General features: G+C 70.7%; 25 protein-coding genes and 1 riboswitch. Of the genes, 16 read left to right on the forward strand and 9 right to left on the reverse strand.

The features are described 5' to 3' along the window. Positions 1-104 precede the first annotated feature (104 nt). From O1R50_RS06325 to O1R50_RS06335, 3 genes are all read right to left on the reverse strand, one after another. A complete protein-coding gene (locus O1R50_RS06325) occupies positions 105-1,001 on the reverse strand; it encodes a C40 family peptidase (protein WP_270109049.1) in 897 nt (298 codons plus the stop codon). A gap of 109 nt (positions 1,002-1,110) precedes the next feature. Then, a riboswitch (cyclic di-AMP (ydaO/yuaA leader) is annotated at positions 1,111-1,275 on the reverse strand. Positions 1,276-1,699: 424 nt separating this feature from the next. Next, the gene (locus tag O1R50_RS06330; RefSeq protein ID WP_270109050.1) at positions 1,700-2,527 is read right to left on the reverse strand and encodes a spermidine synthase; all 828 of its coding nucleotides are present in this window, start codon (positions 2,525-2,527) and stop codon (positions 1,700-1,702) included. A 61-nt stretch (positions 2,528-2,588) separates the two neighbouring features. Beyond that, the gene (locus tag O1R50_RS06335; protein ID WP_270109051.1) at positions 2,589-3,233 is read right to left on the reverse strand and encodes a MerR family transcriptional regulator; all 645 of its coding nucleotides are present in this window, start codon (positions 3,231-3,233) and stop codon (positions 2,589-2,591) included. Positions 3,234-3,450: 217 nt separating this feature from the next. Between O1R50_RS06335 and O1R50_RS06340 the strand changes: the two genes are divergently transcribed. Beyond that, a complete protein-coding gene (locus O1R50_RS06340) occupies positions 3,451-4,992 on the forward strand; it encodes a heparinase II/III domain-containing protein (RefSeq protein ID WP_270109053.1) in 1,542 nt (513 codons plus the stop codon). Here O1R50_RS06340 and O1R50_RS06345 read toward each other — a convergent pair. Beyond that, positions 4,939-6,663, reverse strand: a complete 1,725-nt coding sequence (locus O1R50_RS06345) for a SulP family inorganic anion transporter (RefSeq protein ID WP_270109054.1) — start codon at positions 6,661-6,663, stop codon at positions 4,939-4,941. The genes O1R50_RS06340 and O1R50_RS06345 overlap by 54 nt on opposite strands. A gap of 217 nt (positions 6,664-6,880) precedes the next feature. Between O1R50_RS06345 and O1R50_RS06350 the strand changes: the two genes are divergently transcribed. Both O1R50_RS06350 and O1R50_RS06355 read left to right on the forward strand, forming a co-directional pair. Beyond that, on the forward strand, positions 6,881-7,333 hold the full coding sequence (locus O1R50_RS06350) for a hypothetical protein (RefSeq protein WP_270109056.1): 453 nt from the start codon (positions 6,881-6,883) through the stop codon (positions 7,331-7,333). Beyond that, entirely contained in the window at positions 7,330-7,803 is a 474-nt protein-coding gene (locus O1R50_RS06355) for a hypothetical protein (RefSeq protein WP_270109057.1), read from the forward strand. Before O1R50_RS06350 ends, O1R50_RS06355 begins: the two co-directional genes overlap by 4 nt. Here O1R50_RS06355 and O1R50_RS06360 read toward each other — a convergent pair. Continuing rightward, on the reverse strand, positions 7,800-8,717 hold the full coding sequence (locus O1R50_RS06360) for a GNAT family N-acetyltransferase (protein ID WP_270109059.1): 918 nt from the start codon (positions 8,715-8,717) through the stop codon (positions 7,800-7,802). The two genes, O1R50_RS06355 and O1R50_RS06360, sit on opposite strands and share 4 nt — an antisense overlap. Before the next feature lie 97 nt (positions 8,718-8,814). On the opposite strand from O1R50_RS06360, the gene fdxA reads away from it, so the two are divergent. After that, positions 8,815-9,135 carry a ferredoxin gene (gene fdxA, locus O1R50_RS06365; protein ID WP_270109060.1) on the forward strand — a complete coding sequence of 107 codons (321 nt, stop codon included), beginning with the start codon at positions 8,815-8,817 and terminating at the stop codon, positions 9,133-9,135. A 5-nt stretch (positions 9,136-9,140) separates the two neighbouring features. Further along, positions 9,141-10,256 carry a succinyldiaminopimelate transaminase gene (gene dapC / locus O1R50_RS06370; protein ID WP_270109061.1) on the forward strand — a complete coding sequence of 372 codons (1,116 nt, stop codon included), beginning with the start codon at positions 9,141-9,143 and terminating at the stop codon, positions 10,254-10,256. Between the two features lie 76 nt (positions 10,257-10,332). Here the strand turns inward: dapC and O1R50_RS06375 are convergent, their stop codons facing one another. Further along, a complete protein-coding gene (locus O1R50_RS06375) occupies positions 10,333-10,845 on the reverse strand; it encodes a hypothetical protein (RefSeq protein WP_270109063.1) in 513 nt (170 codons plus the stop codon). 326 nt (positions 10,846-11,171) lie between these two features. Here O1R50_RS06375 and O1R50_RS06380 point away from each other — a divergent pair, with 326 nt between their 5' ends. Then, positions 11,172-14,180, forward strand: coding sequence for an ATP-binding protein (locus O1R50_RS06380; protein ID WP_270109064.1), 3,009 nt, complete (start codon positions 11,172-11,174; stop codon positions 14,178-14,180). Positions 14,181-14,214: 34 nt separating this feature from the next. Here the strand turns inward: O1R50_RS06380 and O1R50_RS06385 are convergent, their stop codons facing one another. The 3 genes from O1R50_RS06385 to O1R50_RS06395 form a co-directional block, all read right to left on the reverse strand. Further along, entirely contained in the window at positions 14,215-15,072 is an 858-nt protein-coding gene (locus tag O1R50_RS06385; RefSeq protein WP_270109065.1) for an ABC transporter permease, read from the reverse strand. A 29-nt stretch (positions 15,073-15,101) separates the two neighbouring features. After that, positions 15,102-16,061, reverse strand: coding sequence for an ATP-binding cassette domain-containing protein (locus O1R50_RS06390; protein ID WP_270109066.1), 960 nt, complete (start codon positions 16,059-16,061; stop codon positions 15,102-15,104). A gap of 101 nt (positions 16,062-16,162) precedes the next feature. Continuing rightward, on the reverse strand, positions 16,163-18,565 hold the full coding sequence (locus O1R50_RS06395) for an HAD-IC family P-type ATPase (RefSeq protein ID WP_270109067.1): 2,403 nt from the start codon (positions 18,563-18,565) through the stop codon (positions 16,163-16,165). Positions 18,566-18,719: 154 nt separating this feature from the next. On the opposite strand from O1R50_RS06395, the gene proS reads away from it, so the two are divergent. The 10 genes from proS (at position 18,720) to O1R50_RS06445 (ending at position 25,889) form a co-directional block, all read left to right on the forward strand. Beyond that, positions 18,720-20,126, forward strand: coding sequence for a proline--tRNA ligase (proS, locus tag O1R50_RS06400; RefSeq protein WP_270109068.1), 1,407 nt, complete (start codon positions 18,720-18,722; stop codon positions 20,124-20,126). Positions 20,127-20,287: 161 nt separating this feature from the next. Next, positions 20,288-20,773, forward strand: coding sequence for a 30S ribosomal protein S16 (rpsP, locus tag O1R50_RS06405; RefSeq protein ID WP_270109069.1), 486 nt, complete (start codon positions 20,288-20,290; stop codon positions 20,771-20,773). Beyond that, complete coding sequence (locus O1R50_RS06410; RefSeq protein ID WP_344473217.1) at positions 20,773-21,006, forward strand: RNA-binding protein; 234 nt, start codon at positions 20,773-20,775, stop codon at positions 21,004-21,006. The genes rpsP and O1R50_RS06410 overlap by 1 nt, the downstream gene beginning before the upstream one ends. Positions 21,007-21,070: 64 nt before the next feature. Next, a complete protein-coding gene (rimM, locus tag O1R50_RS06415) occupies positions 21,071-21,589 on the forward strand; it encodes a ribosome maturation factor RimM (RefSeq protein WP_408612617.1) in 519 nt (172 codons plus the stop codon). Next, positions 21,589-22,359 carry a tRNA (guanosine(37)-N1)-methyltransferase TrmD gene (gene trmD / locus O1R50_RS06420; RefSeq protein ID WP_270109070.1) on the forward strand — a complete coding sequence of 257 codons (771 nt, stop codon included), beginning with the start codon at positions 21,589-21,591 and terminating at the stop codon, positions 22,357-22,359. Before rimM ends, trmD begins: the two co-directional genes overlap by 1 nt. Positions 22,360-22,444: 85 nt before the next feature. Further along, a complete protein-coding gene (gene rplS, locus O1R50_RS06425; RefSeq protein ID WP_030155016.1) occupies positions 22,445-22,792 on the forward strand; it encodes a 50S ribosomal protein L19 in 348 nt (115 codons plus the stop codon). A gap of 81 nt (positions 22,793-22,873) precedes the next feature. Then, positions 22,874-24,091 carry a signal peptidase I gene (gene lepB / locus O1R50_RS06430; RefSeq protein ID WP_270109071.1) on the forward strand — a complete coding sequence of 406 codons (1,218 nt, stop codon included), beginning with the start codon at positions 22,874-22,876 and terminating at the stop codon, positions 24,089-24,091. Further along, positions 24,088-24,783, forward strand: a complete 696-nt coding sequence (gene lepB, locus O1R50_RS06435; RefSeq protein ID WP_270109072.1) for a signal peptidase I — start codon at positions 24,088-24,090, stop codon at positions 24,781-24,783. Before lepB (O1R50_RS06430) ends, lepB (O1R50_RS06435) begins: the two co-directional genes overlap by 4 nt. A 4-nt stretch (positions 24,784-24,787) precedes the next feature. Continuing rightward, on the forward strand, positions 24,788-25,441 hold the full coding sequence (locus O1R50_RS06440) for a ribonuclease HII (RefSeq protein WP_270109073.1): 654 nt from the start codon (positions 24,788-24,790) through the stop codon (positions 25,439-25,441). A 145-nt stretch (positions 25,442-25,586) separates the two neighbouring features. After that, positions 25,587-25,889 carry a DUF2469 domain-containing protein gene (locus O1R50_RS06445; RefSeq protein WP_091040324.1) on the forward strand — a complete coding sequence of 101 codons (303 nt, stop codon included), beginning with the start codon at positions 25,587-25,589 and terminating at the stop codon, positions 25,887-25,889. Positions 25,890-25,963 lie beyond the last annotated feature (74 nt).

Genomic DNA, 25,963 nt, shown 5'->3' on the forward strand with positions numbered 1-25,963 from the left:
GTCGCGCCCCCCCGGCCCCCCAACCACCTGCGGGGGGCCCCCCCCCCGCCCCCCGCCCCCCCCCCCCCGGGGGGCCCCCCCGCGCTCGTTCGTCCTTGCCGCGATCAGACCCGGCGGTAGCCGTCGATGGACATGCCCATGTCGAGGTCCGAGATCTTCACGACGTCACCCGGCTTGGGGGCGTGGATGACCTGGCCGTCGCCGATGTAGATCGCCATGTGGCCGAGCCCGTTGTAGAAGACCAGGTCGCCCGGCTTCAGGTCGGACCGGTCGATGGCGCTGGTCTCGTCCCAGATCGCGTTCGTGTAGTGCGTCAGCGAGATCCCGGAGACCGCGTAGGCGCCCTGGACGAGGCCCGAGCAGTCCCAGGTGTCGGGGCCGGCGGAGCCGTAGACGTAGGACTCGCCGAGCTGGTCCCGCGCGAACTCGACCGCGGCGGTCGCGGCGTCGGCGCTGTAGCTTGCGGTGGAACCGGAGTCGGAGCTGGAGGACGACTCGCTCGACGCGGCGGCCTCGGCCTCAGCGGCGGCTTCGGCTTCGGCGGCTGCAGCGGCTTCGGCCTCGGCGGCCGCGGCTTCGTCGCGAGCCTGCTCGGCCTCGTCGATCTGCGCGTCGAGTCCGGCGATCTCCTGCTGCGCGGCCTTGATGTCGGCCGTGAGCTCGTCGGCGGTCTCGGAGGCGTCCTGCGCCTCCTCGTACTTGTCGGACTGCTCCTGCGCGTAGGCCACCAGGGTGGCGACCTTCGCGTCGAGGTCGTCCTCGGCGGATTCGACCGCGGCGGTGACGACGGTGAGCTGCGCGTTCGAGGTGCCGTACGTCGCGGCGGCTTCGTCGACGACGGCCTGGGCCGCGTCGAGCCGGGCCTGGAGGCCCACAAGGTCGGCGGCGGCGGTGTCGCGCTGGGTTTCGAGATCGGCGAGGTGGTCCTCGATCTCGGCCGCGGATGCGGCGGTGTAGTCGATGTCGGCCGCGTCGGCGTGGCTGCCGGCGAAGGCGGTCACGAGCCCGACGGTGGCGAGTGTGACCCCCGTGTAGGCGGCGACGCGGCGAATGATGGCGCTGGTTCGCGAACGTTGTGCGGTTTCAGAGCAGGCGTGAGCCACGAGGTGGCCTTTCTTCCTCGGCCGCCTACCGGGTTAGCTGTCGGGTTCGGGCAGGGAAGAGCGCCCTACCCGCTGCGGCTGCGCTGCAGCGGGATTCACCCCGTGTGCCACGGCGGACTGGGGGGTCGCGGCACGGCTGGGTCCCCGGCCCGCGCATCGGTGTTTCGCCCGGAACCGGGAGGAACGGGCGTCATGCGAGCGCGGCTCGGCGGTCCGGACGGGTGGGTCTCTGGGGGAGCCCTGAGGACCCGACCGGAATAGGCGCCGACGCTAACGCACGGTGACCCGGATCGCCAAGTCCTCTGTGAGTCGCTCCACAGTCCAGTAACGGACAGTGAGGACGAGGAGGGAGACAGGGGCGCTATCCAGCGAGTTTATTGCCCGAACGGCCGACCCGCGGTTGGCCGGGCGGTGGTGGGGGAAGGGAAGGGGCCGAGGCGGGTGAGCAATGCCCGGGTTGGCTGCCGGCCCGGCTTCGATGGTGCCCGCCGGGTACGACTGGAATCCGGGCGCGGGAGTCGGCAGCGGCAGTGATCGCGGCCGCGGTCAGAAGCCGGGACCGGGGGCTGTCCGAAGCTGCGACGGGACGGGGGCAGTCAGAAGCTGCGGAGGGAGCGCGGGGGCGGCGGGGATTGGATCGCGGTCGCGTCCGTAGCCGGGGGAGCGCCGCCGATGTACTCCTTCAGCTCGGTCCCTTCGAGCACCCGGCAGGGGAACGCCGCTCCCGCGCAGCGGCGGCGCAGGGCGGCGATCGGCAGCTCGACGTCGGAAGCCACGGCGACGACGTTCCCGAACCGGCGACCGCGCAGCACGGCGGGCTCGGCCATGACCGCCACGTGCGGCCACACCGCGCCCATCGCCGCGAGCGCGGGCTTCAGGAACTTCATCTGCCCGCCGTCGCACAGGTTCACCGCGTAGTGCCCGCCCGCGTGCAGCACCCGCCGCGCCTCATGCAGGAACTCGGTGCTCGTCACGTGCGCCGGGACGCGGGCGCCCGCGTACACGTCGGTGACGATCAGCTCGTAGCTCGCCTCCGGCGCGGCCTCGACGGCCTCGCGCGCGTCCGTGTGCCGGATCTTCACCTTCACGCCGCGCGGCAGCGGAGCCTCGGCGCGCACGAGCGCCACCAGCTCCTGGTTCGTCTCGACGGCCTGCTGGTACGAGCCCGGCCGGGTCGCCGCGACGTATCGGGCCATCGCGAGTCCGCCCGCGCCCAGGTGCAGCACCCGCAGCGGCTGCTTGGGCTCGGCCATCGCGTCGACGAGGTAGGCGATGCGCTGCATGTACTCGGCATCCAGATAGGACGGGTCGTCGAGATCGACGGTGGCCTGGACGACGCCGTCGGCGACGAGGTGCAGGAGGTTCGGGCGGTCGGCGTCGCGGTCGATGCGCAGGTTCGGCCGTTCGGCCTCGGGCGGGTTCACGGACCCATTGTGCCCGAGGGCCCCGCCCGGCGACCGTCGCCAAGCCTGCGAGGGAGAGCCGCTACGGCCCCTGCCTGGCCTGGGTCCGGGCCGAAGCCGCCACGTGCGCGATGCGCCGCAGCGCCGCGAACATCGTCTCGCCCAGCACCGTCGCCACCACGGCCTGCTCCACGTTCACGCCCTCGATCCGGGTCGCCTCCGCGATCGCCTCCATGTCGGCCGAGGCCAGCGCCGCCGCCGCGTCCGCGTAGTGGCTCAGCACCTCCTGCGGGTCCGGGTTGCCCAAGCGGTAGAACGCGGTGAGCGCCGTGACGAGGGCGTCCCGGTAGTTCGGGGGTGCGACCTCGGCCCAGCCGTACGCGTTCAGCAGCTGGTCCACCGTGCGCTCGGCCGCCTCGGTCGTGCCCTCGCTCGCGAGCGAGAACTTCGGGTCCCGGTGCGTCGCCGCGAGCGTCGCGCCGAGCGCCTGGAACGCCGACTCCGGATGGCGCCCAAGCACGGTCAGCACCTCGCCGATCTGCGCGACCGAGAGCCCGGCGGTCTCCGAGAGGGCGCGGATGAGCGTCAGCCGGTGCACGTGGGCCGGACCGTACTCGACGGTGTTGCCCTCGCCGTGCTCGCCGGCCTGGAGCAGGTGCTCCCGCAGGTAGTACTTGATGGTGGCGGCCGGAACTCCCGTCCGCTCCGACAGCTCCCCGATGCGCATACGAGGGAGTCTATGACGGAATGCGCGCCCGCGTTACCGTTGAGCCGGGCAGGAACCCCCGCCTTCAATCCGCCCCACCTGGAAAGGCGACGGTCGATGACAGGCCCGCACCCTATCCGCCCACCCGTCGCCCACCACCCGACAACGAGGGCGCCTCGCGCCCGCGATACTCACGCCGCTCGCTACGCTCGCTTCCCCGAACCGGAATGGCCGCGCCATGACTGACCTTCTCCGTTCCGCACTCCTCGAAGAGCTGCGCGAGATCGCCGCGCTTCCCGTGCCCGCCTTCGACCCCGATCTCGCGGACGATTACGCCGAGACCGGCCGCCGCCTGCCGTACGAGAACCAGTACTTCGCGCGGCGAAGGCACCTCGGCGCCCTCGCGCTCGTCGGCGACGGCGCCGTCCTCTCCACCGTCATCGCCGACATCTGCGACGAGCGCTCCTGGGCGCTCCCGGCCCACTGGGACGACGGCGACCCGCGCACCTGCGTCGACCTCTTCGCCTGCGAGACCGCGCAGGCCCTCGCCGAGATCCTGCGCCTGCGCGAGGACGTGAAGGACCGCGAACGCGTCGAAGCCGAGATCCGCCGCCGCGTCCTGGACCCGTTCTTCGACTCCGAGCAGGCGTTCTGGTGGGAGGAGCGGTTCTCGAACTGGACCGCCGTGTGCGCCGGCGCCGCCGGGATGGCCGCCCTCGCCCTCGGCTACGACACCGACGTCATCCGCGGCCGCGTCCTGCCCGCCCTCCAGGCCTACCTGTTCTCCTTCGGGCCCGACGGCGGCTGCGTCGAGGGCATCGACTACTGGGTCTACGGCTTCGGCTACTTCACCTACTTCGCCGAGGCCTGGCGCGACACCACCGGCGAGGACCTCCTCGCCGGGACCGAGGCCATCGCCTCCTTCCCCGCCAACGTCCAGCTCTACCCCCGATCCTTCGCGACCTTCGGCGACGCCGCCCACAACCCGACGCTCCCGCCCGGCCTCCTCTCCCGCCTCTCCGACCGGCTCGGCGTCCCGCTCCCCGCGATCGAGCACACGCCCACCTTCGCCGACGACTACTGCGCGCGCTGGGCGCACCTCACCCGCACCCTCGAATGGGGGCGCGAACTCGGCGGCGAGATCGCACCCGGCCGCACCCTCCTGGCCGACGTCGGCTGGTACGTCGAGCGTCGCCTCATCGGCCGCCGCATGTGGTCCCTCGCGGTCAAGGGCGGCTACAACGAGGAGCCCCACAACCACCTCGACCTCGGGTCGTTCATCATCGCCGCCGACGGCGAGCAGCTCCTGTGCGATCCCGGCGCCGGCGAGTACACCGCCGCCTACTTCGGCGACGAGCGCTACGAGCAGGTCCACCCCTCCTCGAAGTGGCACTCCGTCCCCACTGTCGAAGGCGCCTCGCAGCAGGTCGGCGAGGACTCCCGCGCCGAACTCGTCTACACCGACGACGGCGTCGACGCCTACATCGACGCGTACGGCGACGGCGCGCTTCTGCGCAAGTTCACCTGGACCGAGGCCGGGATCGAGCTCTTCGACGCCGGTCCCGAGCTCGTCGAGTCCTTCATCAGCCGCATCCGGCCCGAGACCGAGGGCGACACCGCCACCTGGACCGGCGAACGCGGCACCCTCGTCCTCCACGGCGTCGATCCCGACACGGTCCGGATCGAGGACGTCGAGACCACGGCGCACACGGGCCAGCCGGAACGGCTATGGGCGCTCCGCTTCGACTTCCGCGGCAGCCTCCGCTTCGAGCTGCTCTAGGAGCCCGTCGGCCTTGAGGCGCTGGCGGGCGGCCGCGATGGCCTCGCCGGTGTGCTCGAAGATGCGGCCCTGCTGCCAGAGCGGCTCGAGGATGCCCAGGGCCGCAAGGGGTTTGGCGTGCACGGGTTCGAGACCGGAGAGGTAGACCGCGATGCCGCGGTGCTCCAGGCGCTTGATGGCGTCGGCGAGCACCGTCGCCCCCGAGGCATCCATCGTGGACACCCGGCTCATCCGCAGCACCACCACCCGCACGTCCGCCACGTCCAAGAGCTGCAGCAGGAACCGGTGCGCGGCGGCGAAGAACAGCGGGCCCTCGAGCCGGTACGCCACGATGTGCTCGTGGAGCAGCGCCGCCTCCTCGTCGTGGTGGTCGGCCGGATCGATCGGCTCCTCCTCGACCGAGACGGACCGCGAGATCCGCCCCAGCGCCAGCAGTCCGGCGAGCGCGATGCCCACGGCCACCGCCCACACCAGGTTGAGCGCCACGGTCGCCGCGAGCGTCAGCCACATGACCGCCGCGTCCGCGCGCGTCGACCGCGCGAGCGCCAGCATCGAACCGACCTCGATCATCCGGATCGAGGTCGCGATCAGGACGCCCGCGAGCGCCGCGAGCGGTATGTGCGCCACCAGCGGGGCGAGTGCGAGCATCATGAGCGCCAGCACGATCGCGTGCGACAGCGACGCGAGCCGCCCGGCCGCCCCCGACCGCACGTTCACCGCGGTGCGGGCCAGCGCGCCCGAGGACGGCATGCCGCCGAAGAACGGCGTCACCAGGTTCGCCACGCCCTGCCCGAACAGCTCCCGGTCGGGGTTGTGGTGCTGGTCCACAGTCATGTTGTCCGCCACCGTGGCCGACAGCAGCGACTCGAGCGCGCACAGGGCGCAGATCGCGACCGCCGCGGCCACGAGCTCGGGCATCTCCGCGACGTCGAGGAAGGCCGCCTCGGGGGCGGGGATGGTACGCGGCAGCGAGCCGATGATCGACACTTCCGCGTTCGCCCACCAGGTCGCACCCGAGGCGGCGATGACCGCGAGCAGCGGCGTCGGGATCTGGGAGTGCAGGCGCGAGCCGAGGAGGATCGCCGCGGCCACGCCGAACGCGACGGCGGGCGGGGCCCAGTTCGGGTCGGCCGCGAACGCGCGCACCGACTCCCATGCGCCGCTGAGGATATGCGCGTTCTGCGCGGGCAGCCCCAGCGCGGGAGGCAGCTGCTGGACCGCGATGACGAACGCGACCCCGGCGGTGAAGCCCTCGACGACCGGGACGGGCACGTACCGCGCGTAGCGGCCAGCGCCTGTGAGCGCGAGGGCGATGAGCATGAGCCCGGCCATGACCCCCACGAGCATCACGCCCGCGTGGCTGTGGGTCGCCGCGAGCGGCACGAGGACCACCGCCATCGTGCCCGTGGGGCCGGAGACCTGCAGGTTCGAGCCGCCGAGGAGCGCGGCGAGGGCCCCGGCGATGATCGAGGTGATGAGCCCGGCGAACGCGCCGAGGCCCGAGGCGATCCCGAATCCGAGCGCCAGCGGCAGCGCGACGACCGCGACGGTGAGGCCCGCGAGGAGGTCGGTGTGCCAGTGGCGGCCGAGGTGGCGGTAGTCGGACCGTTCGGGAAACAGCTGTCGGAAGCGTCGGCGTTTCGTGGCAGTTGTCTCTCGTATGGTGGTCATGAGCTGATTGTCCCGGATTGGTTGATCTGCAATGACTTCCAGCGGGGCCCGGGCGAGTCGCACCGCCGGCCGCGGCGGACACGTCCGGGTGACATGGCCGCCGCCGGGCCCGGTACTTGCCGGACCCTCGAGCAACGCCGGGCGGCATCTTCACCTCCAGTGGCGGGTGGGGGCTGTGGACGGCGGTCGCCGCCGGTGCTGCCGTAGGATCGCCACCGTGCGTGCGAAGGGTCTGGAAGCGGCGATCCGCGTCGGCGGCGCGGTGGTGGTCACCGCCGCGGCCGTGCTCGCGGCCGTCATCGAATCCTTCCTCGTGCCGTACTACATCGCGGGCGTCGCGGTCCCGGTCGCCGGGGCGATCGCGTTCGTCGCGAACTGGCGCCTCGCGGCGCTGGCCGTGTACTGGACCGGCGGACGCTGGTCCGTCCTGCTCACCGCCCTCGCCTGGTTCGCCGTGGTCCTCGCCGCGTCGATGCCGACCGAGGCGGGCTCGCTGGTGATCACCAGCGGCTTCAACGGCTACATGCTGCTCCTGGCGGGGACCGCTGGGATCGCCCTCGCGCTGTGGCAGTATTTTCGACCCAGGCCGAAAGCACCGCGCCGATCCGTCGACGGCCCCCGGGTCGCGGCGCAGGCCACCCCTACCGCTACGAAGGAGTCCCGACCGTGACCCTCCTCAGCCGCCTCCTGATGCCGCACTGGCCCTCGATCTACGGCTTCGCCCTGGGCCTGATCGCCGCCAACCTGGCCGGCCGGTTCGCCTCCACCAAGTGGGGCGAGGGCACCGCGGTCGGCGACCTCGTCGGCGTGTTCACGTTCGGCGCGATGGCGGCCGTCGCCATCGCCGCGGGCATCTGGTGGGGCGTGCGCCGCCGCCGGCAGGAGATCACCGGCGAGCTGCTGCCGATCTTCGTGGCCGCCACGCTGTTCACGGTCCTGGTGAACCCGCTCATCGCCGGGGTGGACTATCCGTCGCTCGACGGCGTGTTCTCGCAGACCCTCATCTACTTCGCGCTGCTGGCCCTTTCGGGCTGGGTCGGGTACCTCATCGTGATGGCCCTGGGCGTCGACACGTACGGCCGCGAGCTCAAGGCCACCCGGATCGCCTTCGAGCGCAAGGCGAACCCCAAAGCCGCCTAACGGCCCCGGTAGCAGTACCGGTACCGCTCGGCGTACCCGAGCCGCCCGTACATCGCGATCGCGGCCTCGTTGTCCGTCTCGACCTGGAGCGCGGCCCGCCGCGCTCCATCGGCGTACCCCCACGCCTCGAGCGCGCGCAGGATCTCGGTGCCGAGCCCCTGGCGGCGGAACGCCGGGAGCGTCCCGATCGACGTGATCGCCACGAGGTCGCCCGCGATGGCGCCCCGTCCCCGGGCGGCGAGCTCGCCGCCGCGCCAGATCTCGGCGTAACCCCGGCCGGGGCCCGAACCGAAGACCTGCGCGGCGATCGCGGGCCTGCCCTGCCCGACCTGGTCGAGCAGTGCCTCGCCCGGTGCGTCCGCGATGACCGCTTCGCCCTCGTACGCGATGGCTCCGAGCGGTTTCACCATCACCGCGGTCTCGGCCTCGGCCTCCCAGCCGCGCGCCGCCAGCTCCTCGCTCAGCCGCTTCGCCACGCCTCCGGGCAGCGCCACGAGCGGCCGCGCGCCCCGCTCGTCGTACCAGGCCTCGACCGCCTCGAGCGCGGCCTCCAGGCCGCCCGGGGGCGCGGTGAGCGCCAGCACCGAGTTCGCGCGGCGCGAGAACCCATCGGCGTACCGTAGAACCCATCCCCCCAGTTCGGCGGACTCCGGCGCGGGCCAAGTGGCCGCGAGGAGCCGTTCCAGTTCGAGGATCTCGGAGAACGGTGTGGGTTTGGGAGGTATCGGCCGGGCCGCGACGACCGCGGCGGCCTCGATGGTGACGACCGCCCCCGAAGCGGGCAGCACGCGCCAGAGCTCCGGGCCGATCTCGATAAGCTCGCCCGTGATGTCCGTGAATCGGCGACCCGGTTCGCCGTTCTTCAACCTGATTCGAACCGCGACGCGACGGCCGACATGTTCCGGTCCCAGCATCTGGCGCACCCCAAGCCTTCGGGTCTATACATGACAATAAGCTTTAGGCTCATCTCAGCGCAGTCCGCCCGACTGCGCGCTGTAGGAAGGACGACTCGTGACTTACGTAATCGCCGAGCCGTGCGTGGATCTCCTCGACAAGGCCTGCATTGAAGAGTGCCCTGTCGACTGCATCTACGAAGGCAACCGCAAGCTCTACATCCACCCCGACGAGTGCGTCGACTGCGGTGCATGCGAGCCGGTGTGCCCGGTCGAGGCGATCTTCTACGAGGACGACGTCCCCGAGGAGTGGGCCCCGTACACCAAGGCCGAAGTCGACTTCTTCGACGAGCTCGGCAGCCCCGGCGGCGCCTCCAAGGTCGGCAAGATCGACAGCGACGTCCCGTTCGTGGCCGAGCTGCCCGCGAAAGCGGAGTAGCCGCGATGGCGCTGCGCCGCCTTCACAGCGCCTCTCCGGCCAGGCGGCTGCCGCGCTTCCCGTGGGACCGCATGGCTCCCTACCAGGAGCGCGCGGCGGCCCACCCCGGCGGGCTGGTCGACCTCACCGTCGGAGCCCCCGTGGACGAGGTGCCGGAGTCGATCCGGCAGGCGCTCATCGACGCGTCCGCCCGGCCCGGTTACCCGACGGTGGCCGGCCCGGCGGCGCTCGGCGATGCGATGCGGTCGTGGCTGCACCGGCACACCGGCGTGGCCGAGGACGTCGCGGTCCTGCCGACCGTGGGCTCCAAGGAACTGGTCGCGAACCTGCCGCTCCAGCTCGGCGTCGGGCCCGGCGAAGCCGTGGCCTACCCGGAGATCGCCTACCCGACCTATGAGATCGGCGCGATCCTCGCCAAGGCTGACGCGGTGCCGGTCGCCGATCCCCGTGACGCCGCGGGCTCGCGCCTGCGCCTGGCGTGGATCAACTACCCGACCAACCCGACCGGCGAGGTCGCCTCCGTCGAGCACCTGCGCGACCTGGTCCGCTGGGCCCGGGGCAGCGGCGTGGTGCTCGCCAGCGACGAGTGCTACCTGACCCTCGGCTGGGACGAGGAGCAACCGCCCGTCTCGATCCTCGACCCGCGCGTGAACGACGGGGACCTCACGGGTCTCCTTGCGGCGCATTCGCTTTCGAAGCGGTCGAACCTGGCCGGCTACCGTTCGGCGTTCCTCGCCGGGGACCCCGCTTTGATCGCCGACCTGCTGGAGATCCGCCGCCACTCGGGATTCATGGTCCCGTGGGCGGTCCAGCAGGCCACGATCGCGGCGCTGCACGACGAGTCGCACGCGATCGAGCAGCGCGCCCGCTACGAGGACCGCCGCGGCGTGCTCCGCGGCGCCGTCGAGGCCGCCGGGTTCCGCATCGACCACTCGAGCGCGGGCCTGTACTTGTGGGCCACGCGCGACGAGGACTGCTGGGACACCGTGCAGTGGCTCGCCGAGCGAGGCATCCTCGCCGCGGCGGGGGAGTTCTACGGCGCCAAGGGGAACCGGCATGTGCGCCTGTCGCTGACCGCGACGGACGAGGCGATCGCCGATGCCGCCCGGCGTTTGAAGTAGCCGCAGCAGACACGGCGAAGGGCCCGCGACCGGATGTCGCGGGCCCTTCGCTCGTCTTGGAGCGGGCGGTGCTCACCTACGGCGTTCCCGGATCCGGAACCGGCAGGGGGTCGCCGACCGGCGGCGGCTCGACACCAGGAGGCGGCTCGACCGGCGGCACGTCCACCGGCGGCAGCAGGCTCTTGACGACCTCGACGACCTGCTTGCAGACCTCGGTCAGGGCGCTGACGTCGGGCACGGTCGGAAGTGCGCCGTCCGGGTCCGGCAGCTGCTCCGCCTCGGCCGGTACATCAGGCGCGGCCGGAGGCGGGAGCTGCGCGATGAGCCCCTGGAGTTCCGTGAGGCACCCCTGGAGGTCGAGCAGTGCGGCCGGGTCCGGCAGCCCCGCGGGCGGGTCGACCGGCAGCGTCGGCAGCTGCTCCGACTGCGCGGTCTCGACGGTTTCGATCTCGGCCGCGCTCACGGCCGGTGCGCCCGCGAGCATCACGAGCGGGACGGCAGCCCCGATCACGACGGTCTGCCAGGTCTTGGTGGTCGGCTTGGTTCCGGTCTGCTTGGTGCGTTCTGCTTTGAACATGGACAGTGCCATGAGGATTTGCTCCCGTTGGTCTCGGCGCTCCCGGCGCAGGCGCGGTCGGTGCGAACCGCCGGTGGGGGCGGCTCGACCGCCCTTCGACACCGGAAGATGTCTACTTTCCGTAGCACTTTAAGGACCGTCCGTGAGCGACGAGTGGTTTCAAGGAAACCAAACCGCACCTTTGCCGCATATGAAAAACGAGCATGGCGCTGACCTGGACCGACGCCGAAACATGAGGTACATCGTCTGATAGTCGACAATCCACCGCGCGACCCCGCCGGAGGTCCTAGGACCAGAACCCCATGGCGCCTGTCGCACCCTTCGGCCACACTGGGCGGGTGACCTTCCTGATCGGCCGCGACCATCCGGCGGCGGCACTCCGCTCGGCCGTCGAACGCACCGTGTCCAGCCACGGCGGGCTCGCGCTCGTCACCGGCGAAGCGGGCATCGGCAAGTCCACCCTCGTCACCGACATCGCCGCCCGCTTCCGCGGCGAGCTCACCGTCGCCTTCGCCACCTCCTGGGAATCCGAGGCCGTCCCCGACCACTGGCTCTGGGTCCAGGTCCTCCGCTCGCTCCGCGCCCAGCTCGGCGACGAGACCTGGCAGGCCCTCCAGCCAGCGCCCGCCGTCGACGCGCTGCTCGGCCGGGGCGACGGCACCACCCCCGCCCAGTTCGAGCTCTACGACGCGGTGACGCAACTGCTCATCAGCGCCTCGCAGCGCGGCCCCGTCCTCGTCGTCCTCGACGACCTCCACTTCGCCGACCCCGGCAGCCTCGAACTGCTCAAGTTCGCCTCGCAGCACACGTGGTTCGAGCGGATCCTGTTCGTCGGCACCTACCGCGACTCCGAGATCGACCCGGGCCACCGCCTGCGCGCCCGGATGCTCCCGCTCGTCGCCAAGGCCGTCATGATCAGCCTCGAAGGGCTCGACGAGTCCGGCGTCGCCGAACTCTGCCGCACCACCGTGGGCGACGCGCCCGACCCGGCCACTGTCGCCGAGATCACCCGCCGCACCGGCGGCAACCCGTTCTTCGTCGAGCAGACCGCGCAGCTGTGGGCTTCCGGCCAGCGCGTGGACGCCACCACCGCCGGGATGCGCGACGCCCTCCAGCGGCGCATCGACCAGCTCCCCGAGCCCGTCGTCCGGATGCTCACCCTCGCCTCGGTCGGCGGCCGCGAATTCCACGCGGGCGTCATGGCCCAGGCCGCCGGGATCGAACTGCACCGCATCGAGGCCGCACTCGACGCCGCCTGCCAGACCCGGCTCGTGCGCCGCGAGGCCGACCGGTACGTGTTCGTCCACGACCTCGTGCGCGAGACGCTCTACAACACGATGTCGAGTGACGAGGCCGCCCACCACCACGGCTGCGTCGTGCGCGCCCTCGTCGCCGACGAGTCCCTGCAGAAGCTCATGCTCTCCACCGAGATCGCGCACCACGCGTGGCTCGCCGGAGACGACCTCGATCCGGTGATCGCCGTCGACTTCCTCACCAGGGCCGCCCGCGATTCCCAGAGGTGCCTCAGCGTCGCCGGCGCCGAGAAGTACCTGCGGCGGGCCCTCGCGCGGTGCACCCCCGGGATGGTTCGCGAGCGCGTCAAACTGCGGCTCGACCTCGCCGGGGCCGTGACCTGGCTGAGCCGCCCGGACCAGCGCCTGCTCGAGGAGGGCCGCGTCCTCTACGACCAGGCGCTCCTCGAAGCCGAGGATTCCGGCGATCCGATGCTGCTCACCAGGGCGGCCGTCGAGGTCCCGCAGGACGCGCGCGTCGACGAGCTCATGCGCCTCAAGACCCTCGCCTACACGAAACTCGCCGGCGAGGCCCCCGACCCGGACCTCCCGCACGACGACCTCACCAGGCGGCTCCTCTACGCCTACATGCTCGCCGCGCGCGCCGCCGACTCCGACGACGACCTCTCGTTCGGGCTCTGGGCCACCCACGCCGTGAACTGGGGGCCCGGCACGGCCGCCGAACGCCAGGCCATCGTCGAGGAACTGGCCGAGATCAGCGCCCGCACCGGCGACATGGAGATGCGCCTGTACGCGGCCTCGCTCGGCTGGGTCGTGCTCCTCGAACGCGGCGACCCGGCGTTCCTGGCGCAGCTGGACCGCTTCTGCGCCCTCGCCGAGGCCAGCGACTCCGATCGCTGGCGCAGCGGCATGGACGTCGACCACGCCGTGATCGACATGGTCCAGGGCCGTTTCGAGGAGGCCGAAGCGCGGCTCGCCGAAGCCACCGCCGTGGCCGGGGACGACCCGATGTACCTGCACATGCTCGAGCACCTGCATTGGGAGCTGAGCATCGCCCGCGGGGCGGTGCCGACGGCGGTCTCCAAAGGCTGGGGCGAGGCCTTCGGCATTTGGTATCCGGACCTGCTCTCAGGTATCAGTGCGCTGCGCCGCGGCGACCCCGCCGGGGCGCGCGCCGTCCGCGCGCGGCTCGGCGACGGGCCCTCCCCTCGCAGCCCCGGGGCATACCTGTGGATCCGGTTCGAGGCCGAGCTCGCCATCGCCGAGGACGATACGGAGACCATTGCGCGCCTTCGCGAACGACTCGCGCCCTTCGAAGGCGAGTGGCTCGTCGCCCTGTGGGGCACCAGCGTCCACGGTCCCCTCAGCCACTGGCTCGGCCTGCTCGCCGCCGCGGCCGGAGACGAGGACGCCGCCCGGGGCCACTTCGCGAACGCCGTCGAGCAGTCCGAGCGCCTCGGCGCCCACCCCTGGGCGGAGGCCGCCCGCAAAGCCGACGCCGAGCTCGGGACGGCAACGGCCGAAACCGGGACCGAGGTGACGGGCGCCGCGGTGTTCCGCCGCGAGAGCTCGACCTGGACCCTCCGCTACGAAGGGCGCAGCGTCCACCTGCCGCACGCCAAGGGCTTCGCCGATCTGCACCGGCTCCTGAGGCAGCCCGGCGTCGAAGTCGCCGCGGTCGACCTGCTCGACCCCGAAGGCGGGGAAGCGGTCACGGCCGACGCCAGGCTCGGCGGCGACGACCTCCTCGACGCCGAGGCCCGCGCCCGCTACCGCGACCACCTCGAGATGCTCGACGAGCAGATCGACACCGCGGCCGCGCTCGGCGACGACGCCCGCGCCGCCCGCCTCGACGCCGAACGCCAGGCCCTCATCGAGCAGCTCAAGGCCGCCACCGGACTCGGCGGCCGCTCCCGCCGCCTCGGCGACAACGCCGAACGCGCCCGCAAGAGCGTCACCAACCGCATCCGCAACACCCTCAAGAAGATCGAGGCCGTCCACCCGGCGCTGGCCGCGCACCTGCACGGCGCCGTCGCCACCGGCTCGGCCTGCGTCTACCGCCCCGAAACCGAAGCGCCCCGATGGGAGCTGTGAACGCGGAAGGGGCCGGGTGTTAAGGAATGAAGCGCTACTTGCGGTTGTAGGCCCTGATCGTCAGGAACCCGAAGACCGCGATGAAACCGGCCGACCAGATCAGCGTCGTGGCCACCGATGCGGTCGACACGTCGCCGTCGAACAGGCCCCGAACGCCGTCGACCAGCTGGCTGATCGGCGTGTTCTCGACGACCGGCTGCAGCCAGCCCGGCATCGTCGAGGGGTCGACCATGATGTTCGACAGGAACGTCAGCGGGAACATGATCGACATCGAGATCGACATGACGGTCTTCTCCGACCGCGTGATCAGGCCCAGCCAGGTCCACAGCCACGAGAACGAGAAGCAGAAGACCAGCAGCAGCCCCACGCCCAGCAGCACGCCCACCGCGCCGCCCTCGGGCCGGTAGCCCATCACCAGGCCCGTGCCGAACATGACCGCTCCCGCCGCGGCGTAACGGAACACGTCCGCCAGGAGGTACCCGACCATCGGCGCGGCCCGCCAGATCGGCAGTGTCCGGAACCGGTCCGAGACGCCCTTGTTGATGTCGATGTTCACGCTCATACCGGTGTACATCGTGGTCATCACGATGCTCATCACCATGATGCCCGGGAGCAGGAACTGCAGGTAGTCGCCGGTGCCGCCCGCGATCGCGCCGCCGAACAGGTAGGTGAACATCAGCAGCATCATGATCGGGAAGAGCAGGATGTCGAACGCCTGCTCCGGCACGTGCTTGATCTTCAGCATCGAGCGCCAGGCGAAGGCCCGCGCCGAAGCGAACGCGCTCGGCGGCGCCGGTCGCTCTCCAGTGGCCAGCAGGCGGCGCAGGTGCTCCCTCGCAACCGGCGCCGGGGCGTCGACATCGGACTTCGTAGTGGTCTGCGTGACGGTCATTGCGTTTCCTTTCTGAAAGTCCGTAGGTGCTAGGCGTCGACTTTGCTGGTGAGCGAGAGGAAGACCTCGTCAAGGCTCGGCTGGCCGAGCGAGAAGTCGTCCACGAGGATCCCGGCGCGGGCCAGCTCGCCGAGGGCGTGCGAGCCCTGCACGGCGGTGTCCTGGCCCGGGGCCAGCCGGGCGGTCAGCGCCACCGGGTCGTCGTCGAGCGCGACCTCCCCGGCCAGCGCCTCGGCGAGGACCTGCCGCGCGTGCTCGCGCTGGTCGGCGTGGTGCAGCCGCACCCGGATCGAGCCCGCGCCCACCGAGGACTTGAGCTGGCCCGGCGTGCCCTCGGCGATGACCCTGCCGGTGTCGATGACCGCGATGCGGCTCGCCAGCTGGTCGGCCTCCTCCAGGTACTGGGTGGTGAGCAGCACCGTGGTGCCCTCGCCGACGATCGTCCGGACCACGTCCCACACCTGGTTGCGGCTGCGCGGGTCCAGGCCCGTCGTCGGCTCGTCCAGGAACAGGAGCTTCGGCGTCACGATGATCGACGCGGCGATGTCGAGCCGCCGCCGCATGCCGCCCGAGTAGGCCTTCACCTGCTTGCCGCCCGCGGCCGTCAGCCCGAACGCCTCCAGCAGATCCGCGGCGCGGTCGCGCGCCGCCGGCTTCCCGTAGCCGTACAGCCGCGAGAGGAGCACCAGGTTCTCGAAGCCCGTGAGGTCCTCGTCGAGCGACGCGTACTGGCCGGTGAGGCTCACCTGGGACCGCACCGAGGCGGCGTCAGCGATGAGGTCGCGGCCGAACACGGTGGCGCTGCCCGCGTCCGGACGCAGCAGGGTGGCCAGCATCCGGACCGTGGTGGTCTTGCCCGCCCCGTTCGGGCCGAGCACGCCGTACACCGTGCCGGCCGGGACCTCGAGGTCCACGCCGTCGACGGCTTTGACGTCCTTGAAGTGCTTGACGAGCCCTTCGGCTCGGATCGCGAGGTCGCGCTGCGACATGTCCGCCTCCTGGATGATGCTTATCGTTGCTCTCATCCAGAAGGCGCTACGCGCACGCCACGGCCCCCGCTACATCCGATGTAGCGGGGGCCGGCGCATTCCTAGTCCTTGAGGTGCTTGGGCCTGACGACCAGCCAGAACAGCAGCGCCGCCACGCCCGAGGCGACCGCGATCGCCGCCACGGTGGTGTTCCACACGCCCGGCAGCTCCAGCTCGTAGAACTCGGCGAACGGCGGGACCGCGATCACGGTCACGAACGCCGCCGCGCAGCCGCCCACCAGCAGCGCCTTCCACCACACGTACGGCCGCGCCACGATCGCGAGCGCCGCCAGGGCGAGGCAGAACAGGGTGATCGCGGCCGTGGTCTGCGGCAGCTGCGAATCGGTGCCGTCGTGCGCGAGGGACATCAGGTACGCCACGAACGTGGGCACCGCGCAGCAGATCCCGGCCGGGATCGCGAACTTGAGCACCCGCTTCACGAAGTTCGGCTTCGCCTTCTCGAACGTCGGCGCGAGCGCCAGGAAGAAGGCGGGGAGCCCGATGGTGAACAGGTTGATGAGCGACTGGTGGATCGGCAGGAACGGGTACGGCAGCGGGTCGCTGCCCGCCGCCCACGCCGAGATCGCGCCGACCGCGACGAACAGCGCCAGCGAGATCGCGTACACGGTCTTCGTCAGGAACAGGTTCGAGACGCGGCCGATGTTGCCGAGCACCCGGCGGCCCTCGTCCACCACGTGCGGCAGGGTCGCGAACTCGTCGTCGAGCAGCACCACCTGCGCGACCGAGCGCGCCGCCGCCGAACCCGAGCCCATCGCGATGCCGAGGTCGGCGTCCTTGAGCGCCAGCACGTCGTTGACGCCGTCGCCGGTCATCGCGACCGTGTGGCCCCGCGACTGGAGCGCTTTCACGAACGCCTGCTTCTGGTGCGGCTTCACGCGCCCGAAGATCGTGGCCCGCTCGAGCAGGTCCGCGAGCTCCTCGGGGTCCTCCGGGAGCCGCCGCGCGTCGACCGTGTCGGCCGCGCCCTCGACGCCGAGCTGCGCCGCGACCGCGCCGACCGCGGCGGGGGAGTCCCCGGAGATGATCTTGACGGTGACGCCCTGCGCCCTGAAGTAGGCGAGGGTCGCCGCCGCCGTGGAGCGCAGGCGCTGGCGCAGGATCACGAGGGCCTGGGCCTTGACGCCGCTGAGGCCGCCGGTGGTGGAGGCGGTCTCGGCGGTGACGAGGGCGAGGACGCGCAGGCCCTGGGCGGCGAGCACGTCCGCTTCGAGGGCGACGGGGTCGTTCGAGTCGAGGAGGATGTCGGGCGCGCCGAGGAGCCAGGTGCCGTTGTCGGTGAAGCGGGTGCCGCTCCACTTGCGGGCCGAGGAGAACGGCATGACGTCGATGACCCGCCATTTCGGGTCCGGGGTCGACTGCTCGCGCAGGTATTCGGCGACGGCCTGCATGGTCGGGTTGGGGCTGTCGTCGGCGGCGGACAGGGCGGCGAGCGCGTCGCGGACGCCGTCGCCGTCGGTGCCGTCGATGGGCCGGATCTCGTCGACGTCCATGCCGCCTTCGGTGAGCGTCCCGGTCTTGTCGAGGCACAGCACATCGGTGCGGGCGAGGCCTTCGATGGCGGGGAGCTCCTGGACGAGGCAGCGGCGGGCGCCGAGGCGGATGACGCCGACGGCGAACGCGACCGAGGTGAGGAGCACGAGGCCCTCGGGGATCATCGGCACGATCCCGGCGACCGTGCGCACGATGATCTGCCGCCAGTTGGCGGCGTCGGCGAGCTGGCTGATGATGAGCAGCAGCGCGATCGGCACGATGAGCCAGTTGATGAGCTTGATGAAGCGGTTGATGCCGTCGCGCAGCTCCGAGCGGGCCAACGTGAACTTGCTGGCCTCCTCGACGAGCTTGGCGGCGTAGGAGTCCGCGCCGATCTGCTCGGCCCGGTACAGGCCGGTGCCGGCGACGGCGAACGAGCCGGAGCGGACCTCGTCGGCGGGGGCTTTCGCGACCGGGTCGGCCTCACCGGTGAGCAGCGACTCGTCGATCTCGAGGTTGCGGGATTCGACGACGGGGCCGTCGACGACGATCCGGTCGCCCGGTTCGATGTAGACGAGGTCGTCGCGGACGATCCGGTTCGGCGCGATCTCCTGGACCTCGCCGTCGCGCAGGACCTTCGCGTTCGACTGGTTCATCAGCGAGAGCTTGTCGAGGGTGCGCTTGGCGCGCAGCTCCTGGATGGTGCCGATCGCGATGTTGGCGATGATGACGCCGGCGAACAGGCCCTGCTTCAGGCCCTCGAACAGCCCCTCCTCCATCGCCGTGAAGCCGATCGCGATCACGGCGAGCACGCCGATGACGGCGTTGAGCGGTGTGAAGAAGTTCGCGCGGAGGATGGCCGAGAGCGGTCGACTGGTGTGGCGCTTCGCCTCGTTGACGGCTCCGGCCTCGACGCGTTCGGCCACCTCGGCGGCCGTCAGGCCGCGGTCACCTGCCAGCATGGGTGTTGTCACGTCGACAGCTTATGCGACAGCCGCCCTGCCGTATCACCGCCGAAGGACCGAGACGCACGTTTCGCCCCTCCTCCATACGACCGAGGAGACGCGGCCCGCAGAGGCCCTTATCCGATTGCGGCCCGACCGGGGACGACACCTAGAATCGCTGATTATGGCCAATGTACTCACACCGCAGGGCGAGGACTTCCCTCGCTGGTACCAGGACGTCATCGCCAAGGCCCAGCTGGCCGAGAACGGCCCGGCGAAGGGCTCGCAGGTGATCCGACCGACCGGTTTCGCCCTGTGGGAGCGCATGACCGCCGAACTCGACGAGCGCATCAAGGAGACCGGCACGGAGAACGCCTCGTTCCCCCTGCTGATCCCCGAGTCGTACTTCACCCGCGAAGCCGACCACGTCGAGGGCTTCGCCCCCGAGCTGTGGATGGTCACGCACGGCGGCGGCAAGGAGCTCGAAGAGAAGCTCGCCATCCGCCCCACCTCCGAGACCGTCATCGGCGAGTACATGGCGAAGTGGATCAACTCGTACCGCGACCTGCCGCTGCTGCTCAACCAGTGGTGCAACGTCATGCGCTACGAGATGCGCACCCGCCTGTTCCTGCGCTCCTCGGAGTTCCTGTGGCAGGAGGGGCACACCGTCCACGAGACCTATGAGGACGCGCACGCCTTCACGCTGCGCATCCTCCACGAGGTCTACGCCGACTTCATCGAGAACGTCCTCGCCCTGCCCGTGCTGCGCGGCATCAAGACCGAGGCCGAGCGCTTCGCCGGGGCCCTCAACACCTTCGCGGTCGAATCCCTGATGCGCGACGGCAAGGCCCTCCAGATGGGCACCTCGCATGAGCTGGGCCAGAACTTCGCGAAGGCCTTCGACATCCAGTTCCAAGGCCGCGACGGCCAGCAGCACCACGGCTGGACCACCTCGTGGGGCGTCTCGACCCGCATGGTCGGCGGCCTCATCATGGGCCACGGCGACGACGCGGGCCTCCGTGTGCCGCCGAACCTCGCGCCCGTCCAGGTCAGCGTCATGGTCGTCAAGGACACCGACGAGGTCCAGGCCGCCGCGAAGAAGGTCTACGACGAGCTCAAGGACGCCGGGCTGCGCGTCAAGCTCGACAACCGCGGCGACGTGGCCTTCGGCCGCCGCGCCGTGGACGCCGAGCTCAAGGGCTACCCCGTGCGCATCGAGCTCGGCCCCCGCGACCTCAAGAACGGCGAGGCCACCATCGCGAGCCGCGTCGAGGGCACGAAGCGGACCGTCCCGATCGGGATGCTCGCCGAGGCCGTCGCCGCCGCGCTCGAGGAGGCCCAGCAGCAGCTGTGGGACGAGGCCCTCGCCTTCCGCGAGTCGCACACGGCCGACGTCGCCACCGTCGAGGAGGCCGTCGAGGCCGCTCAGACCGGGTACGCCCGCGTCCCGTGGGACGCCTGCGGCGTCGAAGGCGAGACGAAGGCCGCCCAGTCCTCGGTCACGGTGCGGGTGCTTCAGCGCGAGGACGGCTCCGTGCCGGACTCCCTGGATGAGTCCGGTCTCATCGCGTACCTGGCCCGGTCGTACTGATCACCCGATGCGCTAGACTCGGTCGCTGTACATGAGCTTTGGGACGGAAGCCCTCTCAACTACCGTGACGCAAGGCCAAGTTTCAGTGCATACGAAATCCGGAGTAATTCCCCTGGACGTCGTGTGCGCTAACGTGATCCTTACTACAGGAGTAACAAAACGTGGCAGTTAAGATTCGCCTCACGCGAATGGGGAAGATCCGTACTCCCCAGTACCGTATCGTCATCGCCGACTCGCGCGTCAAGCGCGACGGCAAGGTGATCGAGAACGTCGGGATCTACCACCCGAAGGAGAACCCGTCCCGGATCGAGGTCAAGTCCGACCGCATCCAGCACTGGCTCTCGGTGGGCGCCCAGCCGTCCGACACCGTCAAGGCCATCCTCCGCAAGACCGGCGACTGGCAGCAGTTCAAGGGCCTGCCCGCGCCGGCCCCGCTGAAGGTCGCCGAGCCCAAGCCGGAGAAGGAGAGCCTCTACGTGGCCGCCCTCAAGGAGTCGGGTATCGACCCCTCGAAGGCGTACGTCTCGGAGGAGGCCGCCAAGGCCGCGCCGAAGTCGAAGAAGTCCGCCGCCAAGGCCGACGAATCGGCTAAGACTGAAGAGGTCGAGGCCGCTGCCGACGAGGCCTCTGAGACCAAAGGGGAGTAATCGTGCTGCGACCGGCGCTTGAACACCTTGTCAAAGGCATCGTCGACAATCCTGACGACGTCCGTGTCCGTCTGGTCGATTCCCGCCGCGGCAAGCGGCTCGAGGTCCGGGTCAACCCGGAGGACCTCGGGACCGTGATCGGCCGCGGGGGTCGCACCGTCAACGCGCTGCGCCAGGTCATCGGCTCGATCGGCGGCAAAGGCATTCGTGTCGAGGTCGTCGATTCCTACTGAGTCTTATCGGAACGGCCCCGGGGTTCCCTCGGGGCCGTTCCGGCGTTCAAAAGAGGTTTGAGTCTTGTCTGAAGTGGTGGTCGGCCGGATCGTGCGCCCGCACGGGCTGCGCGGCGAAGTCGTCGTCGAGGTCCGCACCGACGATCCCGAGACCCGGTTCCAGCCGGGCGTCGAATACCGGACCAAGGGCGGCCAGCTCAAGGGCGCGCCGCTCAAGGCCGTCACGGTGCGCTGGCACCAGGGCCGCCCGATGATCGGATTCGAGGGCCACTCGGACCGCAACGCCTCCGAACTGCTGCGCGGCGTGCTGCTCAGCGTCGAGGTCGAGGACGAAGAGCTGGTCGCCGAAGAGGACGAAGTCCACGACACCCTGCTCATCGGCCTCACCGTGGTCGACAAGGAGGCCGGCGAGGTCGGCACCGTGAGCCGCATCGACCACGGGGCCGCCTACGAGACGCTCGTCGTGAAGCGCAAGGGCCAGACCCCGGCGCTGATCCCGTTCGTCGCCGACATGGTGGTCGAGGTCGACCTCGAAGCCGAGGCCATCAACGTGGACCTGCCGCCGGGCCTGCTGGACCTTTGATGAAGATCGACGTCGTCACCGTCTTCCCCGAATACCTCGCGCCGCTCGACCTCTCGCTCATCGGACGCGCCCGCGAACGCGGGATGCTCGACCTCAACGTCCACGACCTGCGCCGCTGGACCCACGACGTGCACCACTCGGTGGACGGCGCGCCCGCCGGCGGCGGGGCCGGGATGGTCATGAAGCCGCAGCCGTGGGGCGAGTGCTTCGACGAGCTCATACCCGGGGAAGCGAAGCCGCACCTGCTGGTGACCAGCCCCGCCGGGCGGCCCTTCACGCAGGCCATGGCGCATGATCTGGCCGCCGAGCCCTGGCTCATGTTCGCCTGCGGCCGTTACGAAGGCATCGACCAGCGCGTCGTCGACTACGCGGCCGAGCGCATGGAGGTCACCGAGGTCTCCATCGGCGACTACGTGCTCTTCGGCGGCGAGGTCGCGGTGCTCGCCATCATCGAGGCCGTGACCAGGCTCGTGCCCGGCGTGCTCGGCAACGCCGCGTCGCTCGACGACGAATCGCACAACGCCGGCGTCCTGGAGGCCCCCGCCTACACGCGCCCGGCCGAATGGCGCGGCCACGAGATCCCGCCCGTCCTCCTCTCGGGGGACCACGGCAAGGTCGACCGCTGGCGGCGTGAGCAGGCACTCCTGCGCACCGCGCGGGCCCGCCCGGATTTGCTGGCGCGGCTCGACCCGGGTAGCCTCGACAAACGTGACCGGCTCCTCCTCGAAGGGGCCGGGTTCAGCCTGCCCGTGCAGGGTGTGGCAGAGTAGGTGAGTTCCCGTGACGTGCCGTTCGTTCAAGCGGTACCTCTCCCGGTAGAACTTCTGAGCATTACCAAACAGAGGACCCAAACCAATGAACATTCTGGATGAGCTGAACGCCGCCTCCATGCGCGCCGACGTGCCGGACTTCCGTCCCGGCGACACCGTCAAGGTGAACGTCCGAGTCCAGGAAGGCGCCCGGTCCCGTGTCCAGGTGTTCCAGGGCGTCGTCATTCGCCGCCACGGCGCGGGCATCGGCGAGACCTTCACGGTCCGCAAGCTGAGCTACGGCATCGGCGTCGAGCGCACCTTCCCGGTGCACGGCCCCATGGTCGACTCCATCGAGATCGCCATGCGAGGCAAGGTCCGCCGCGCGAAGCTGTACTACCTGCGCGACCGCAAGGGCAAGGCCGCCAAGATCAAGGAGAAGCGCGAACTCTAAAGCGCGCAAGAGCTTTTCGGAAACCCCGGGCACCCGCCCGGGGTTTCTCGCTGCCCCCTGTTTTCGGATACCCTCGGTGACATGAGTCCTGGCACCCCCGGCGGGGAGAAGGGGCCCCGCCGGATCGACTGGGACCGCCTCCCCGGCCCCGGCGGCCCGGACGCCCCGCCGCCCCCAGCCGCCGCGCGCCGGCCCGGCACGCCGCCCCGCGGTCCCGTCGCGGGCGGCACCGGTGCTGGAGGGACCGACGCGACGCACCGCCTCCGCAGCGACCCCGACGCGACCCGCACCTTCCGCCGTCCCGAGAGCCCCTCGGCCGCCCACGACCGCGTGGCCGCCGAACGCGACCGGGCGAGCGCGGCCGTCGAGCGCGCCTCCGGCGCCCACGACCAGGTCCCCGCCGAGCGCCCGAAACACAAGGGCGGCAAGGGAACCGAGAGCCGCCTCTCGCAGCCGCACAAGCGCCAGTACCTGTCGCTGTGGGTCGAGCTGCCGCTGCTGCTCGTGATCGCCTTCTCGGCGGCCGTGCTGCTGCGCACGTTCGCCGTGCAGCCGTTCTACATCCCCTCCGGGTCGATGGAGCAGACCCTCCAGGAGGGCGACAAGGTCCTCGTCCTCAAACTCACCAACACGCTGCGCACCCCGCAGCGCGGCGAGGTCGTGGTCTTCCGCGGCACCGACTCCTGGGACCCCGAGTACCGGCCCGCGACGGGCGGCGACGGCGCGTTCTCGACCTTCACGACCGGCGTCCTCGACCTCATCGGCCTCGCCAAGCCCGACGAGAAGGACTTCATCAAACGGGTGATCGCGGTCGGCGGCGACACCGTCTCCTGCTGCGACGCCGACGGCAACGTGGTCGTCAACGGCGTGTCCCTCCACGAGGAGGCGTACGTCTACGAGAACTCGCCGCTCGAGATCGAACCCGGCGTGTGCGGCGCGCGGCGCTTCGAGGAGCTCACGGTGCCGGAGGGCGAGGTGTGGGTCATGGGCGACCACCGCGGCGACTCCTCCGACTCCCGCTGCTCGGGCACCGTGCCGGTGGAGAACATCATCGGCCGCGCCATCGCCCTCGTCTGGCCCACCGACCGCGCCCGCGAGCTCGAGATCCCCGAGGCCTTCGAGGCCCTCGACGGGACCACCGGCGCCGCCGACGCCGAAGGCGAGCAGTCCGCCTCCGGCCTGGTCGGCGACGGCCTCCCGGCGGCCTGGAATACCGCCTGGCAGCAGCCGCCTTCCTTGCCCGGCACGGTGATGCTGGCACCTGGGGCCGGAGCGCGAGCGCGTAGACTCGGACCGTGATCGATGAAGGGCAAGCACCCGGTGCTGACGGTGACAGCGCCGAGGAGACCTCCAAAGAACAGCAGCCCAAAAAGAAGGGATCGTTCTGGAAAGAACTGCCGATCCTGCTCGGCGTCGCCATTCTCGTGGCGATCGTGGTGCGGACCTGGGTCGTCCAGACCTACTACATCCCTTCCGGCTCGATGGAGAACACGCTCCTGATCAACGACCGGGTACTCGTGAACAAGCTCGTCTACGACTTCTCAGAACCCGAGCGCGGTGAGATAATTGTCTTTACGGCACCCGAGTCGTGGCGTTCGGTCATGGAAGAGGACGAGTTCATCAAGCGGGTGATCGCCGTGGGCGGCGACCACATCGTCGCCGACGACGAAGGCAACATCACGGTCAACGGCGAACCGCTCGAAGAAGAGTCCTATCTGTACACGAACCCGATGACGGGGGAGCAGGACCCGTCCTCGCAGGACCCGTTCGACGTGGTCGTGCCGGAGGGCCGCCTGTGGGTGATGGGCGACCACCGTTCGGCTTCGGGCGACTCCCGCGAACGGTACGTCCGCACCGGCGGGGACATCGAGTCCTCGACGATCCCGGTCGACGCGGTCATCGGCAAGGCCTTCGTGCTGTTCTGGCCGGTCAGCGACTTCACCTGGTTCGAGATCCCCGAGACCTTCGACGACGTCCCCGCGCCGTCCTGATCCGATGCTCCGTCCCGACCCTTCCCGACTCAGGCGCGACAGCGACCTGTACGCGCTGGAGGCCGCGCTCTACCGGCGCGGGCTCGGCCCGGTCGCCGGGGCGGACGAGGCGGGGCGCGGCGCCTGCGCGGGGCCGCTGGTCGTCGCCGCGGTGCGGCTGCCGCCGAGCGCGCGGTTCGACGAGCTGAACGACTCGAAGCTGCTCACCGAGGCCGCGCGCGAACGGGTCTTCGAGCGCTTGCGGCGCTCGCAGGCCGCGATCAGCGTGGTCGCGTACGGCCCCGACGAGATCGACGCGCGCGGCATCGCCGTGTGCAACTTGGAGGGCATGCGCGTCGCGGTGGCGCGGCTGCCCGAGCGGCCCGGGTACGTCCTCACCGACGGCTTCCCGGTGCCGGGCCTGCCCGGCAGCCTCGGCGTGGTCAAGGGCGACCGCACGGCGGCGTGCGTCGCGGCGGCCGGCGTGGTCGCCAAGGTCACTCGGGACCGGATCATGACCGAACTCGACCTCGACTACCCCGAGTACGGTTTCGCCATCCACAAGGGATACAGCACGCCGATGCACGAAGCCGCGCTGCGTCGCCTGGGCCCGTGCGGGATACACCGCAAGTCCTACGCGAACGTCGCCGCGTCCGCCGTCCCGCCCGCTTGGGTCTGAGCGGGTTCGGCAGGCCCGCGCGGGGGAAACCGGGACACCGGGGACCGCATTGTTTTACGGCCCCGCAAGCGTTCGCCGAGAGAGCCGCGAGCGGGCCGGGGCAACCGCGCACTATCGTGGGAACCGTCGTTGAGAAGGAGGAGCGTTGAGCGCCGAGGACCTCGAGAAGTACGAGACCGACATGGAGCTGCAGCTGTACCGGGAGTACCGGGACATCGTGCGGCAGTTCACCTACGTCGTCGAGACCGAGCGGCGGTTCTACCTGGCCAACGCTGTCGAAGTCCACGTGCGGGGAGCCGACGCCGAGACCTACTTCGAGGTAGAGATGAGCGACGCGTGGGTCTGGGACATGTACCGCCCCGCTCGATTCGTCAAGCACGTGCGGGTCTTGACCTTCAAAGATGTGAACGTCGAGGAGCTGGACAAGCCCGACATGACCTTGCCGTAACCAGGGGGAGAGCTCCGTTGAGGTCGAGGCGGGCCGCCTCAGAGCAGATCTGAGCCGCGGCTCGCTCGTCGCAA

It is taken from the genome of Glycomyces luteolus (genome assembly GCF_027622875.1).
GTDB classification, from domain to species: Bacteria; Actinomycetota; Actinomycetes; order Mycobacteriales; family Micromonosporaceae; genus Glycomyces; species Glycomyces luteolus.